Here is a 13908-nt window from a genome sequence, read left to right as displayed (position 1 = left end):
CGGCCTACGTTTTCTTCATGCCTCCCGCCAGTACCGGGGCGTCCACCCTGACCGTGGCCGCCTCGACCCAGTCGTCCCCCGTAACCGCCACCATCGCTGCCGAGACCGCCACCGCGGACCGGCTCGAACCCGGTGGGCCCGGCTACCGCCGGATGAGTCTCGCGCTCTTCGCCGCCGGTGTCGCGACCTTCGCACTCCTCTACTCCACCCAGGCCCTGCTGCCCGCCGTCTCCGCCTCCTTCGGCGCCACGGCCGGACAGGCGAGCTGGACGGTCTCCGCCGCGACGGGTGCGCTGGCACTCTTCGTACTGCCGATGAGTGCGCTGTCCGAGCGGTTCGGGCGGCGGCAGATGATGACCGCCTCGCTGACGGTCGCGGTGGTCGTCGGGCTGTTCGTGCCGTTCGCGCCTTCGCTCGGCTGGCTGATCGCGCTGCGCGCCGTGCAGGGCGCCGCGCTCGCCGGGCTGCCCGCGTCCGCGATGGCGTATCTCGCGGAGGAGGTACGGCCCAAGGCGCTGGTCGCCGCGATCGGACTGTTCGTGGCCGGCAACAGCATCGGCGGGATGAGCGGCCGCATCCTCACCGGCTGGGTCGCCCAGCTGTGGGGCTGGCGGGCCGCGCTCGGCTCGGTCGGGGTGCTGGCCGTGGCGTGCGCCGTCGTCTTCCACCTCATGATCCCCAGGGCCCGGCACTTCACCCCCGGTTCGCTGAACCCGAAGGCGCTCGCCCGGACCGTCGGCGGCCACCTCGCCGATCCGCTGCTGCGCCGGCTGTACGCGATCGGCGCGCTGTTCATGACGGTGTTCGGCGCGGTGTACACGGTGATCGGCTTCCGCCTCGTGGAGGCGCCGTTCAACCTCCCGCAGGGCATCGTCGGCTCGATCTTCCTGGTCTATCTCGTCGGTACGGTCTCCTCCGCGGCGGCGGGGAGGCTCGTCGCGCGGACGGGGCGCCGGGGTGCGCTGTACCTCGCCGTCTCGACCACGGCCGCCGGTCTGCTGCTCTCGCTGGCCGACCAGCTGGCGGCCGTGCTCCTCGGCCTGGTCCTGATCACGGCGGGCTTCTTCGCCGGGCACGCGGTGGCCTCCTCCTCCGTCAGCCGTACGGCGACCAGGGGCCGGGCCCAGGCGTCGGCGCTGTACCAGTCTGCGTACTACCTCGGCTCCAGCGCGGGCGGCACGCTCGGCGCGGTCGCCTTCCACGCCGGCGGCTGGGCGGGCACGGTCGTGCTGGGACTGCTCGCGGTCCTCGGTGTCGTCTCGATCACCCTGTTCGGGACGCGGGCCGCGCGCATCGAGCGGCGTCGGCCGGCCGTCATGGTGTCCGTACGGAACTGAGGCAGCCCGGCCTTCAGGCCCTCCGTGCAGAACCGAGACATTCGGCGCACAACCATCCGCTCCCCGACGCGCGTCTAGCAGGCGGAATCACCGCACCGCACGCGAAGGGGAGCTGGCGTACATGGGAGTCACGGGGAGCATGAAGAACATCCAGGGCATACGGGGAGTACGGCTGCGGCGCGTACTCGCGCTGTCCGTCGCGGGCCTGACCGCGATACCGGCGATCGTCCTCGGCAGTGGCACGGCCGCGCAGGCCGCGTCCTGCACGGCGTCCAAGGGACCGAACCAGAAGCAGGTCGAGAAGTACCTGCACCTGAAGGTGGACGGCAAGCAGTCGGCCGCCGACTGCAAGGCGATCCGGTCGTTCCAGAGCACCTACGGGGTCACGCCCACCCTCGGCTACGCCGGGCCGGTCACCTGGCGCACCATGCAGACGCTCACCGCCCAGAAGGCGGCCGGGAAGAACCCGAACAAGGCGAAGAAGTGCCCCACCGACAAGGGCCGCATCGCCTGCGTGGACCTGACCCGGCAGATCAGCTGGATCCAGGACGGCAGCAAGCTGAAGTTCGGTCCGGTGCCGGTGCGGACCGGGCGGGACGGGTACGAGACGCGTACCGGGGCGAAGAAGATCTACTGGCGCCACATCAACCACGTGTCGTCGATCTACCACGTGTCGATGCCGTACTCCCAGTTCTTCGACGGCGGTCAGGCGTTCCACTCGGTGGGCGTGAAGATGTGGAACCCGCCGGGTTCGCACGGCTGCGTCAACATGCGCACCGCCGACGCGAAGTCGTACTGGAAGCTGCTGAAGAACGGCGACGACGTGTACGTGTACGGGCGCAAGCTCGGAACGTGACCCCTTTCCGCTCTTCCGCCTCCCGTTGTCAGTGCCCTGCGGTAACTTCCGAAGTGCTGGAGTGAGCGGTGTCACGGTACGACAGGGGTGGAGCGTAGCGATGGGTGATCTGACGGCGACGGCGGACGATGTCGACAGCCGCCTCGAAGGACACCGGGTCGAGCTGACGGGGTACTGCTACCGGATGCTCGGCTCGGCCTTCGAGGCGGAGGACGCGGTCCAGGACACCCTGGTGCGTGCCTGGCGCAACTTCGACAAGTTCGAGGGCCGTTCCTCGCTGCGGTCCTGGCTGTACCGGATCGCGACGAACGTCTGCCTCGACATGCTGAACGCGGGCAACAAGCGGGCCAGGCCCGTCGATCTGTCCGGCCCGACGCCGCTCGCGCAGGCCGCGCTCAACCCGCTGCCGGAGAACACCTGGCTGGAGCCGATGCCGGACGGGCGCATCCTGCCGTCCGTCGCGGACCCGGCAGAGGCGGCCGTGGCCCGCGAGTCGGTGCGGCTCGCGTTCGTCGCCGCGCTCCAGCATCTGGCGCCCAAGCAGCGGGCCGTGCTGATCCTGCGCGAGGTGCTCGCGTGGAAGGCGAGCGAGGTCGCCGAGCTGCTCGACACCTCGGTCGCGTCGGTCAACAGCGCCCTCCAGCGGGCGCGGGCGACGATCGGCGAACACCAGGACACGGCCGCCGACGCCGCCGATCCGCTCGACGAGGAGCAGGCCAAGCTCCTGGAGCGGTACGTGGCGGCGTTCGAGGGCTACGACATGAAGGCGCTGACCGCGCTGCTCCACGAGGACGCCATCATGACGATGCCGCCGTTCGACCTCTGGCTCCAGGGGCACGACGACATCGCGGGCTTCATGACCTCCATCGGTGCGTCCTGCGCGGGCTCCCGGCTCATCGCGACGGCGGCGAACGGCACCCCGGCGTTCGCGCACTACAAGCCCAATCCGGACGGGCCCGGGTTCGTGCCCTGGGCGTTGCAGGTCATCGACATCTCGGACGGTGCGATCACCGGGATGCACTGCTTCCTGGACACCCCGCGCTGGTTCCCGCTGTTCGGGCTGCCCGATCACCTGGAGGCGGACGCGGCGTGAGCCGACGACCGGGCCGGGGCGCGGTGTACGGGCTGGTCGCGGCATGGGCCGTGATCGCGGTCGGCGGCTGGGGGGTCAGCCAGTGGCTCGGGGAGCCGACGGCGACGTCCGGCCCCGGCCGCGTCCTGCCGCCGGCCTCCGACGCGGAGCCGGGGCCGCAGCCGGAGTCCGGGTACGCGGACGTCTGCGACCGGGCCCGGTCGGGGGCCTCCACCAAGCGGTACGCGCCGCCCTCCCCGTCGCCGTTTCCGAGCGTCCTGCCCTCGGAGACGGTGCGTGACGGGGCCCGTCCGACTGCCGTCCAGTGCTCGAAGGTGGTCGTCAGGGACGGCTGGAGCGAAGCGGACTGAAGGGTCTGGGGTCTCCTCCGTCCGCACCAGGTGGTGGCCGGTGCGGTGCCGGGTCAGGCCGCCCGCTCACTCCGGGACCCTGCGTGCCCCCTCCTGGTCCGCGAGGCCGACGACCTCGTCCAGCCCCACCAGGTCCAGCAGCAGCCGGAGTTCGGGAGGCGTTCCGCGCAGCCGGAGCCGTCTGCCGCCCGACCGGCGGGCGACCAGCGACAGCCGGGCGACCGCCTCGACGGCGGCGAGGTCGGGGTGGACGAGCCCGCCCACGTCGCAGTCCACCACCGTCACCCGCGTGTCCGCGGTGGCGAGCAGCGCCTCCAGCTCGGCGCAGAGCCCGGGGACGGCGGACCGGGTGAGGCGTCCGGAGACGGTGAGAACGATCGGCGTCATGGCATCCACATCAGGAAGACCGGTCGGGCGGCCGAAACTCATCGCCGCGCCGCTCACCGCTTCCCGTCGGACCCGAGCGCTCCGCACGACCGGCGGCTCGGGGCGCCCGGGTGCCCCGAGCCCCCCGTGAACCTCTCCGGCCACCCCTGCGACAGCCGCTCCCCCGCATCGCCGGAGCAACCGGCGGCCGGCCGATCGCCGGTCGACTACCGATCAGCGGCCGACCGACTGTCGATCGGTGCCCGATGAAGATGCGCCAACTCCAGTCATCTGTGTGCCTGCTGTGAACCGATCCGGTCAGATCTCCCCTCTCTACGGGTGAAACGGCCGGCGCCGGTGCGCGCACCGGCGCCGACTGCCCAGTGGCCCCCTCGGGGGCCGCCTGATTCTCCAGGGGGAGAGTTGCGCAGACACGTCAGAAGAGCGTGTGTTTCGACCGTCGCCACGGCAGCCGCCGTGGCGCTCGCGGCCGGGTTGACCACCCCGGCCATGGCCCGCGACAGCAGCCCGTCGCAGCCGGCGGACAGCCCGTCCGGCGCCCGGCACCGGCTGACGCTCATCACCGGCGACCGCGTCACGGTGGACGCCAAGGGCCGGGTCGTGGGCTTCCGCCCCGCGGCGGGACGCGAGCACATACCCGTACAGCGTCAGATACGCGACGGGCACACCCTGCTCGTCCCGGCCGACGCACACCGGCTGATCGGTTCCGGAAAGCTGGACCCCCGGCTGTTCGACGTCACGGAGCTGAACCGGGCGGAGAACCGCAGGGCCCAGAAGTCGGGCCTGAAGCTGATCGTCGCCTACCGGGGCACCGGGGCCACGGCCGCGAGGGCCGAGATCAAGGACGCGGGCGCGACCCGGGTCGGGCCCGTGCTGAAATCGCTGAACGCCCAGTCCGTGGCCACCCCGAGGGACGACGCCGCGGCTGTCTGGCAGGCGCTCACCGCCAGGCCCTCGAACAGCGCCCAGCGGACCACGGCCGCCGGGATCGACCGGGTGTGGCTGGACGGCGTGCGCCGGGCGAGCCTCGACAAGAGCGTCCCGCAGATCGGCGCCCCGACCGCCTGGAAGGCGGGCTACACGGGCAAGGGCGTCAAGATCGCCGTCCTGGACACCGGTGCGGACGCCACCCACCCGGACCTCAAGGGCCAGATCCTCACGACGAAGAACTTCTCCGGGACGCCCGACGCGTTGGACCACTTCGGCCACGGCACCCATGTCTCCTCGATCGCGGCCGGTACGGGTGCGAAGTCGGGCGGGAAGTTCAAGGGCGTGGCCCCCGACGCCAAGCTCCTTGAGGCCAAGGTGCTCGACGACGACGGCTTCGGTGACGACTCCGGCATCCTGGCCGGCATGGACTGGGCGGTCGCGCAGGGCGCCGACGTCATCAACCTGAGCCTCGGCGGCACCGACACCCCGGGCATCGACCCGCTGGAGGAGGCGGTCAACAAGCTCTCCGCCTCCAGCGGCGTGCTCTTCGCCATCGCGGCGGGCAACGAGGGCGACGGGGCGGGCACGGTCGGCTCCCCCGGCAGCGCGGACGCCGCGCTGACCGTCGGCGCGGTCGACGACCACGACCTGCTGGCGGACTTCTCCAGCCGTGGGCCCCGGGTCGGCGACAGCGCGATCAAGCCCGATGTCACCGCCCCCGGCGTGGACATCACGGCGGCGGCCTCACCCGGCTCCGAGATCGACAAGGAGGTCGGCCAGAACCCGCCGGGGTATCTGACGATCTCCGGTACGTCGATGGCGACCCCGCACGTAGCGGGCGCCGCGGCGCTCCTCAAGCAGCAGCACCCCACGTGGAAGTACACCGAGCTCAAGGGCGCGCTCACGGCGTCCACGAAGCCGGGGAAGTACACCCCCTTCGAGCAGGGCTCGGGCCGGATCGCCGTCGACCGGGCGATCACCCAGTCCGTCGTCGCCGACCCGGTCTCGGTGAGCTTCGGCCTCCAGCAGTGGCCGCACACCGATGACGCGCCGGTCACCAAGCAGGTGTCGTACCGCAACCTCGGTACGACCGATGTCACGCTCGCGCTCACCGTCCAGGGCACCGGCCCGACGGGCAAGCCGGCCCCGGCCGGCTTCTTCACCCTCGGCGCCACCGAGGTGACCGTCCCGGCGGGCGGCACCGCCCGGGCGCCGCTGACCGTGAACACCAAGCTCGGCGGCTCGGTCGTCGGCGCCTACTCCGCGTCCGTCGTCGCGACCGGCGGCGGGCAGACCGTCCGCACCGCCGCCGCCGTCGAGCGCGAGCGCGAGTCGTACGACCTCACGCTCAGGACCATCGGGCGCGACGGCAAGCCGGCCGCGTTCACCACGGGCGACGTCTACGGCATCGGCGGCGCCGCGGCCGGCGTGTGGGAGTCGCCCGAGGTCGTCGACGGCAAGGCGAAGCTCCGCGTCCCCAAGGGCGGGTACGTGCTGAACTCGGCCGTGTACATCGACCCGGAGGACTTCGGCAAGGGCGTCGACTGGCTCACCCAGCCGTACCTGAACGTCACCAAGGCCACCACGGTGACCTTCGACGCGCGGCTCGCCAAGCCGGTGGACATCACCGTTCCGTCCGCCGCCGCGAAGCCCCTGCTCGCCTCGCCCGACCTCCAGGTCGACACCGCGGACACCGGCTACGGCTACGGCTGGCTGCTCGACTCGTACAAGTCGCTGCGCACCGCGCACATCGGTCCGAAGGCGACCGCCGTCCAGCTCTCGCAGCACTGGTACGGCACTTGGGCCACCAAGAGCGGCGCGACCCGGTACGACATCGCGGTCGGCGGCCCGGTGAGCCGGGCGGCGACCGGCTACCACCGCGCGTTCAGCAGCGGCCAGCTGGCCACGTTCACGATCCGCGCCGGTACCTCCGTCAAGGGCAAGACCGGCGACATCTCCGCGTCGGGCGATGTGCCCGGCGCGTTCGGCGGCTGGGCGGCCGCGACCACCCAGAAGCTCCCGTCGACCACCACCGCCCATGTGTCCACCGCCGACCAGGTGCGGTGGGCCTTCGACTTCAGCCAGAACGGCGCGCCCGACGAGGACGGCTTCCCGCGGGCCGACGCCTGGTACTCCCTCGGCGCCCCGCAGACCGTCAAGGCGGGCAAGGCGTACGCGAGGACCGTGAACACCGCGGTGTTCGGCCCGTACGTCAACGCCGACTTCGGGGTCTTCCGTGAGGGCAACGGCCTCACGGGGTCGCTGCCGCTGGTCGCCGACGGCCACCGGAACGTCGGAGACTCCGCCTACGGCTCGGTGAAGACCGTGCTGTACCGCAACGGCAAGGTGCTCGTCAGGAACGACGACCCGCTGGCCGGCGAGAACTCCTTCACCGTGCCGGCCGCGGCAGCCGACTACCGGCTGACCACGTCGGTGCGGCGCGGCGCCGATGTCGCTTCCGTCTCCACCCGGATCGACGCGAGCTGGACCTTCCGGTCCGGCCGGACCAAGGGTCTCGTCGCGCTGCCGGTGTCCATGGTCCGCTTCACGCCCGATGTGGCGCTGGACAGCACGGCCAAGGCCGGGAAGTCCGTCTCCGTGCCGGTGACGGTGCAGGGCGCGGCCGCCGGGAAGAACCTCAAGTCGCTCACGGTGTACGTCAGTTACGACGCCGGGAAGACCTGGAAGAAGACGGCGGTCAAGAAGGGCAGGATCTCCGTGAAGAACCCGGCCAAGAAGAAGTCACTCTCCTTCAAGGCCGATGTCACGGACAAGAAGGGCAACAAGTCGTCGGTGGCGATCTATGACGCCTACTTCGGCAAGTAGCCGGTGACCGGCGGAACACGGCCGGCGACCGCATGAAAGCGGCCCGCCGGGACGGTGAGACACCGTCCCGGCGGGCCGTTTCGCGTCGGCGCCCGCGGTTACGCGATGCGCTCGCGCACCACCGGGGTGGCGGCGAACTCCGTGCCCGCCGGGGCGATGTCGTACGCGTCGGGCAGCGCCTTCAGCGCGTAGCCGAACTTCTCCGGGGTGTCCGTGTGCAGCGTCAGCAGCGGCTGGCCGGCCGTCACCGTCTCGCCCGGCTTGGCGTGCAGTTCGACGCCCGCGCCGGCCTGCACCGGGTCCTCCTTGCGGGCGCGGCCCGCGCCGAGGCGCCAGGCGGCGACGCCGATGTCGTACGCGTCCAGGCGGGTCAGCACGCCGGAGGACGGGGCCGTCACGACGTGCTGCTCGCGGGCGACCGGGAGGGTGGCGTCCGGGTCGCCGCCCTGGGCGGAGATCATCCGGCGCCAGACGTCCATCGCGGAGCCGTCGGCGAGGGCCTTCTCCGGGTCGGCGTCCTTGAGCCCGGCCGCGTCCAGCATCTCGCGGGCGAGGGCCAGGGTGAGGTCGACGACGTCCTTCGGACCGCCGCCGGCCAGCACCTCGACCGACTCGCGGACCTCCAGGGCGTTGCCCGCGGTCAGGCCGAGCGGGGTGGACATGTCGGTGAGCAGTGCGACCGTCCGCACTCCGCTGTCGGTGCCCAGGGCGACCATGGTGGAGGCCAGTTCGCGGGCGTCCTCGATCGTCTTCATGAAGGCGCCGGAGCCGACCTTGACGTCCAGGACGAGTGCGCCGGTGCCCTCGGCGATCTTCTTGGACATGATCGAGCTGGCGATCAGCGGGATGGCCTCGACGGTGCCGGTGACGTCGCGGAGCGCGTACAGCTTCTTGTCGGCGGGGGCGAGGCCGTCGCCCGCCGCGCAGATGACCGCGCCGGTGGTGCCGAGGACGTCGAGCATCTCGGCGTTGGTGAGGTGGGCGCGCCAGCCGGGGATGGACTCCAGCTTGTCGAGGGTGCCGCCGGTGTGGCCGAGGCCGCGTCCGCTGAGCTGCGGCACGGCGGCGCCGCAGGCGGCGACCAGCGGGGCGAGCGGCAGGGTGATCTTGTCGCCGACGCCGCCGGTGGAGTGCTTGTCGGTGGTGGGGCGGGAGAGCGCGGAGAAGTTCATCCGCTCGCCGGAGGCGATCATGGCGGCGGTCCAGCGGGCGATCTCCGTGCGGTTCATGCCGTTCAGCAGGATCGCCATGGCCAGCGCGGACATCTGCTCGTCGGCGACCTCACCGCGGGTGTACGCGTCGATGACCCAGTCGATCTGCTCGGGGGTCAGCTCGCCTCGGTCCCGCTTGGTGCGGATGACGGAGATGGCGTCCATGTCCTGGAGTCCTTCCGGCCGGTACGTACGCATGAGTCCCGTTGACTCTACGCGCATAGAGGATAGGAGCACCGCCGGGCGGGCAGGTTTCCCGGCCCGCCCGGCGGCGGTGGTGGTGGGGCGTGCGGCGCTATCCGAGGTGGGACGGCCCGAACGCCTGCGGGAGCATCTCGTCGAGGGTGCGGAAGCCGTCCGGGGTCTCCAGGACGAGTTCCGGCCCGCCGAACTCGTACAGCAGCTGTCTGCACCTGCCGCACGGCACCAGGATCTCGCCGGCCCCGTCCACGCAGGTGAAGTGGGTCAGCCGGCCGCCGCCGGTGGCGTGCAGCTGGGAGACCAGTCCGCACTCGGCGCACAGCCCGATGCCGTACGAGGCGTTCTCGACGTTGCAGCCGACGACCGTGCGGCCGTCGTCGACCAGGGCGGCGACGCCGACCGGGTAGCCCGAGTAGGGCGCGTACGCCCGGGACATGGCTTCCCGGGCCGCGGTCCGCAGGGCGTCCCAGTCGGCCCCCGCCACGGCGGTGGCGCCCGCCCCCGAGGTGGGCGTCACTTGCCCTGGCCCTTGCGGTAGCGCATACCGTCCGCCTTCGGCATCCGCAGCCGCTGCGCGGAGAGCGAGAGGACGAGCAGCGTGACGACGTACGGGGTCGCGCTCACGAACTCGGTGGGCACGGTGTCCGTACCGAGGTACCAGACCAGGACGGCGGCGGCGATGACCCCGCTGACGACGCCCTGCACGAAGCTCTTGCGGTAGAGCTTCCAGGCCGCGATGCCGGCCAGGACGACCACGAGCAGCAGGAGCAGCGCGTGGACGGACTCGCCGCCGTTGCGCAGCTGGAGCGCGTCGGCGAAGCCGAACAGGCCCGCGCCCATGGCGAGTCCGCCGGGCCGCCAGTTACCGAAGATCATCGCGGCGAGACCGATGTATCCGCGGCCGCCGGTCTGTCCCTCGTTGTAGATGTGCGAGGTGACCAGGGAGAGGAAGGCGCCGCCCAGTCCGGCCATGCCGCCGGAGATGATCACCGCGATGTACTTGTACCGGTAGACGTTGACGCCGAGCGACTCCGCGGCCACCGGGTTCTCGCCGCAGGAGCGCAGCCGCAGGCCGAAGGCGGTCTTCCACAGGACGAAGAACGTCAGGACGAAGAGGAGCACGGCGACGATCGTCAGCAGCGACACGTTGGTGACCAGGCCGCCGAGGACGCCGGCCAGGTCGGAGACGAAGAACCAGTGGTGTTTCTCGACGGTGTGCAGCCAGTCGGAGAGGCCGGGGATCGTCACCGAGGTGATGTCGTCGGCCGGTGGGGACTGCTTGGGCGAGCCGCCCTTGAGCGCCGCGTCGCCCGAGTTGAACCAGAGCTTGGCGAAGTAGGTGGTGAAGCCGAGCGCCAGGATGTTGATGGCGATGCCGGAGATGATGTGGTCGACGCCGAAGGTGACGGTCGCCATCGCGTGCAGCAGTCCGCCGAGCATTCCGCCGACGACACCGGCGAGCACGCCGAGCCAGGGGTTGGTCTGCCAGCCGGCCCAGGCGCCGAAGAAGGTGCCCAGGATCATCATGCCTTCGAGGCCGATGTTGACGACGCCGGCCCGCTCGGCCCAGAGGCCGCCGAGACCGGCGAGGCCGATCGGCACGGCCATCGCGAGGGCCGCGCTGATCTGTCCGGCCGAGGTGACGTCCTGCGCGCCGGTGATGGCGCGCACGGCGGACAGCGCGAGCAGCACGCCCGCGATGATCAGGAGGATGACGGGGAAGGAGAAGCGGGTGCGGCCGCCCTTGCCGCCGGAGACCTTGGGGGCCGCGGGGGGCGGGGTGGAAGTCGCCGTGACGGTCACGCCGACACCTCCTGCTGGTCGGAGTTACGGGCGGCCTGTGCGGCGAGTTCCGCGCCGACCTTGCTCTGCTGGCGCTTGAGTCCGTAGCGGCGGACGACTTCGTAGGCGATGACGACGCACAGGACGATGACGCCCTGGATCACGCCGACGATCTCCTTGTCGTACCCCTCGAACTCCAGCTTTCCGGTGCCGCGTTCCAGGAAGCCCCAGAGCAGCGCGCCGAGCGCGATGCCGACGGGGTGGTTGCGGCCGAGGAGCGCGATGGCGATACCGGTGAAGCCGATGCCGACCGGGAAGTCGCCGCTGTACTCGTAGCTGTCGTTGAGCAGCGTGGGCATGCCGATCAGGCCTGCCACGGCGCCCGAGATGAGCATCGAGGTGACGACCATCCGCTTGACGTTCACACCGCTGGCCTCGGCGGCGGAGCCGGACTGGCCGACGGTGCGCAGGTCGAAGCCGAACCGGGTGCGCGAGAGCGTGAACCAGTAGGCGACGCCCGCGACGACCGCGACGACGACGAAGCCCCAGACGGGCGTCGGGGTGGTCGGGAACGTGAAGAAGTGCGAGGACTCCGGGAGCGGCTTGGTGGAGATCTTGGTGCCGGCCTCGTCGAGGTGCCCGAGGCGGTTCTGCTGGAGCAGGTAGCCGATGATCGCGGTCGCGATGGCGTTCAGCATGATCGTCGAGACGACCTCGCTGACGCCCCGGGTGACCTTGAGGACACCGGCGATCCCGGCCCACATCGCGCCGACGATCATCGCGGTGAGGATGATCAGCGGGATCTGGAGGGCGCCGGGCAGGGTCAGCGCGCCGCCGACCGCTGCGGCGAAGAACGCGGCGAGGCGGTACTGGCCGTCGACGCCGATATTGAAGAGGTTCATCCGGAAGCCGACGGCCACCGCGAGACCCGCGAGGTAGTACGTCGTCGCCTTGTTCAGGATGTAGACCTGGCTGTCCGACTTCACCCCGTAGTCGAACATGATGCCGAAGGCGCTGAACGGCTCCTTGCCGGTGGCGGCGAGCACGAGTGCCGTCACCAGGAAGGCGACCACGATCGCGAGTACGGGGGCCGCGATCCCCAGGAGCAGCCGCTCCTTGTCGATCTTCTTCATCGGTCCTCTCCCCCGTCCCGGGGGTCGGTGTCGTCCGTGGTGGGGGCGGCGGACGCGCCGTCGCCCTCGGGCGCTTCGAGGTGGCCCTCGGCCGCGCCCGTCATCGCCGAGCCGAGTTCCTCCGGGGTGACGGTGGCGGGGTCGGCGTCCGCGACGAGTCCGCCGCGGTACATGACGCGCAGGGTGTCGGAGAGCCCGATCAGCTCGTCCAGGTCGGCGGAGATCAGCAGCACGGCGAGCCCCTCGCGGCGTGCCTCGCGGATCTGGTCCCAGATCTGGGCCTGGGCGCCGACGTCCACGCCCCGGGTCGGGTGCGCGGCGATCAGGAGCTTGGGCGCGTGGCTCATCTCGCGGCCGACGATCAGCTTCTGCTGGTTGCCGCCGGAGAGCGAGGCCGCGGTGACCTCGATGCCGGGGGTGCGCACGTCGTACTCGCGCACGATCCGCTCGGTGTCGGCGCGGGCGGCCTTGAGGTCGAGGAAGGCGCCCTTGCTGTTGGGGCGCTCGGTGACGTGGCCGAGGATGCGGTTCTCCCAGAGCGGGGCCTCCAGCAGCAGTCCGTGCCGGTGGCGGTCCTCGGGGATGACGGCCATCCCGTCCTCGCGGCGCTTGCGCGTCGGCGTGCGGGAGATGTCCGCGCCGTCCAGGGAGAGGGTGCCCGCGTCGAGGGTGCGCATGCCCATGATGGCGTCGACCAGTTCGGACTGGCCGTTGCCCTCGACGCCGGCGATGCCGAGCACCTCGCCCTTGTGGATGGTGAAGGTGATGCCGTCGAGCACGGCACGCACCACCCCGTCCGGGTCGGTGGCGGTCAGCCGCAGCCCGTCGACAGTGAGCATCGGCGTGTCCGTGACGGTCGACTCGCGGGTCTCCGGCGACGGCAGCTCACTGCCGACCATCAGCTCGGCGAGCTGCTTGGCCGTGGTGTGCGCCGGGTCGGCGGTGCCCACGGTCGTCCCGCGCCGGATGACGGTGATCTCGTCGGCCACCGAGAGCACCTCGCCCAGCTTGTGCGAGATGAAGATGACGGTCAGGCCCTCGGCCTTGAGCTCGCGCAGGTTGTCGAAGAGCGCCTCGACCTCCTGCGGTACGAGGACGGCGGTGGGCTCGTCGAGGATCAGGGTGCAGGCGCCGCGGTAGAGGACCTTGAGGATCTCCACGCGCTGGCGGTCGGCGACCCCGAGGTCCTCGACCATCGCGTCGGGGCGGACGCCGAGACCGTAGGAGTCGGAGATCTCCCTGATCCTCGCGCGGGCCCGGTCCCCGATGCCGTACAGCTTCTCGGAGCCGAGTACGACGTTCTCCAGGACGGTGAGGTAGTCGGCGAGCATGAAGTGCTGGTGCACCATGCCGATGCCGCGGTCGATGGCGTCGCCCGGGTTGGAGAACGTGACCTGTTCGCCGTCCACCGCGATGGTGCCCTCGTCCGGCTTCTGCATGCCGTACAGGATCTTCATGAGCGTGGACTTGCCGGCACCGTTCTCGCCGATGAGGGCGTGGACGGTGCCGCGGCGCACGGTGATGTCGATGTCGTGGTTGGCCACGACCCCGGGGAACCGCTTGGTGATGCCGCGGAGCTCCACGGCATGGGGACTGCTGGACGCGTTGATGGCGCACTCTCCTTGACAGGAGCGGAGGGCGGAGGCGGTGGGGTGCCGATTGCGGGGGCGGAAAAAGGTACCGCGCCCGAGCGGGCGCTACGCGCGTAGCGCCCCCGAATCGTTGGCCACCCGTTCACAGGTGGCGTACCGGGGCCGGTGACCCCCGTCGCGGGGGTACGTGAATCGGGGCCCGGACGAGCG

11 protein-coding genes are annotated in these 13908 nt (G+C 71.3%); 5 read left to right on the top strand and 6 right to left on the bottom strand.

The window, feature by feature from the left end; all coding sequences use genetic code 11:
• Positions 1-17: 17 nt before the first annotated feature.
• The 4 genes from ACIO3R_RS26185 to ACIO3R_RS26170 all read left to right on the top strand — a co-directional run bounded on the left by ACIO3R_RS26185 (position 18) and on the right by ACIO3R_RS26170 (position 3636).
• Positions 18-1337 carry an MFS transporter gene (locus tag ACIO3R_RS26185; protein ID WP_402109135.1) on the top strand — a complete coding sequence of 440 codons (1320 nt, stop codon included), beginning with the start codon at positions 18-20 and terminating at the stop codon, positions 1335-1337.
• 139 nt (positions 1338-1476) lie between these two features.
• Positions 1477-2193: a L,D-transpeptidase family protein gene (locus ACIO3R_RS26180; RefSeq protein WP_363022308.1), complete on the top strand. Its 717-nt coding sequence runs from the start codon at positions 1477-1479 to the stop codon at positions 2191-2193.
• A 100-nt stretch (positions 2194-2293) separates the two neighbouring features.
• On the top strand, positions 2294-3286 hold the full coding sequence (locus ACIO3R_RS26175) for a sigma-70 family RNA polymerase sigma factor (RefSeq protein ID WP_385036433.1): 993 nt from the start codon (positions 2294-2296) through the stop codon (positions 3284-3286).
• Positions 3283-3636, top strand: coding sequence for a hypothetical protein (locus ACIO3R_RS26170; protein WP_402109132.1), 354 nt, complete (start codon positions 3283-3285; stop codon positions 3634-3636). Before ACIO3R_RS26175 ends, ACIO3R_RS26170 begins: the two co-directional genes overlap by 4 nt.
• Before the next feature lie 66 nt (positions 3637-3702).
• Here the strand turns inward: ACIO3R_RS26170 and ACIO3R_RS26165 are convergent, their stop codons facing one another.
• Positions 3703-4065, bottom strand: a complete 363-nt coding sequence (locus ACIO3R_RS26165) for an STAS domain-containing protein (RefSeq protein WP_385036435.1) — start codon at positions 4063-4065, stop codon at positions 3703-3705.
• A 447-nt stretch (positions 4066-4512) separates the two neighbouring features.
• On the opposite strand from ACIO3R_RS26165, the gene ACIO3R_RS26160 reads away from it, so the two are divergent.
• The gene (locus ACIO3R_RS26160) at positions 4513-7779 is read left to right on the top strand and encodes a S8 family serine peptidase (RefSeq protein ID WP_402109130.1); all 3267 of its coding nucleotides are present in this window, start codon (positions 4513-4515) and stop codon (positions 7777-7779) included.
• 98 nt (positions 7780-7877) lie between these two features.
• Here the strand turns inward: ACIO3R_RS26160 and ACIO3R_RS26155 are convergent, their stop codons facing one another.
• From ACIO3R_RS26155 to ACIO3R_RS26135, 5 genes are all read right to left on the bottom strand, one after another.
• Entirely contained in the window at positions 7878-9155 is a 1278-nt protein-coding gene (locus tag ACIO3R_RS26155) for a thymidine phosphorylase (RefSeq protein WP_402109128.1), read from the bottom strand.
• 130 nt (positions 9156-9285) lie between these two features.
• Positions 9286-9708, bottom strand: a complete 423-nt coding sequence (locus tag ACIO3R_RS26150) for a cytidine deaminase (RefSeq protein ID WP_385041536.1) — start codon at positions 9706-9708, stop codon at positions 9286-9288.
• Positions 9705-10994, bottom strand: coding sequence for an ABC transporter permease (locus ACIO3R_RS26145; protein WP_385041539.1), 1290 nt, complete (start codon positions 10992-10994; stop codon positions 9705-9707). The genes ACIO3R_RS26150 and ACIO3R_RS26145 overlap by 4 nt, the downstream gene beginning before the upstream one ends.
• On the bottom strand, positions 10991-12106 hold the full coding sequence (locus ACIO3R_RS26140) for an ABC transporter permease (protein ID WP_385041542.1): 1116 nt from the start codon (positions 12104-12106) through the stop codon (positions 10991-10993). Before ACIO3R_RS26140 ends, ACIO3R_RS26145 begins: the two co-directional genes overlap by 4 nt.
• The gene (locus tag ACIO3R_RS26135) at positions 12103-13689 is read right to left on the bottom strand and encodes an ABC transporter ATP-binding protein (protein WP_402109124.1); all 1587 of its coding nucleotides are present in this window, start codon (positions 13687-13689) and stop codon (positions 12103-12105) included. Before ACIO3R_RS26135 ends, ACIO3R_RS26140 begins: the two co-directional genes overlap by 4 nt.
• Positions 13690-13908: the final 219 nt, after the last annotated feature.

It is taken from the genome of Streptomyces sp. NPDC087428 (assembly GCF_044744085.1).
Classification (GTDB): domain Bacteria; phylum Actinomycetota; class Actinomycetes; order Streptomycetales; family Streptomycetaceae; genus Streptomyces.
Note: the sequence above shows the minus strand (reverse complement) of the source record. Positions and strands in the feature narration are given on the sequence as shown.

Bases quoted from the DNA above. Each gene is read 5' to 3' on its own strand.
- ACIO3R_RS26185 (WP_402109135.1), top strand. From the start codon at position 18: ATGCCTCCCGCCAGTACCGGGGCGTCCACCCTGACCGTGGCCGCCTCG.
- ACIO3R_RS26180 (WP_363022308.1), top strand. From the start codon at position 1,477: ATGAAGAACATCCAGGGCATACGGGGAGTACGGCTGCGGCGCGTACTC.
- ACIO3R_RS26175 (WP_385036433.1), top strand. From the start codon at position 2,294: ATGGGTGATCTGACGGCGACGGCGGACGATGTCGACAGCCGCCTCGAA.
- ACIO3R_RS26165 (WP_385036435.1), bottom strand. From the start codon at position 4,065: ATGAGTTTCGGCCGCCCGACCGGTCTTCCTGATGTGGATGCCATGACG.
- ACIO3R_RS26160 (WP_402109130.1), top strand. From the start codon at position 4,513: ATGGCCCGCGACAGCAGCCCGTCGCAGCCGGCGGACAGCCCGTCCGGC.
- ACIO3R_RS26155 (WP_402109128.1), bottom strand. From the start codon at position 9,155: ATGGACGCCATCTCCGTCATCCGCACCAAGCGGGACCGAGGCGAGCTG.
- ACIO3R_RS26140 (WP_385041542.1), bottom strand. From the start codon at position 12,106: ATGAAGAAGATCGACAAGGAGCGGCTGCTCCTGGGGATCGCGGCCCCC.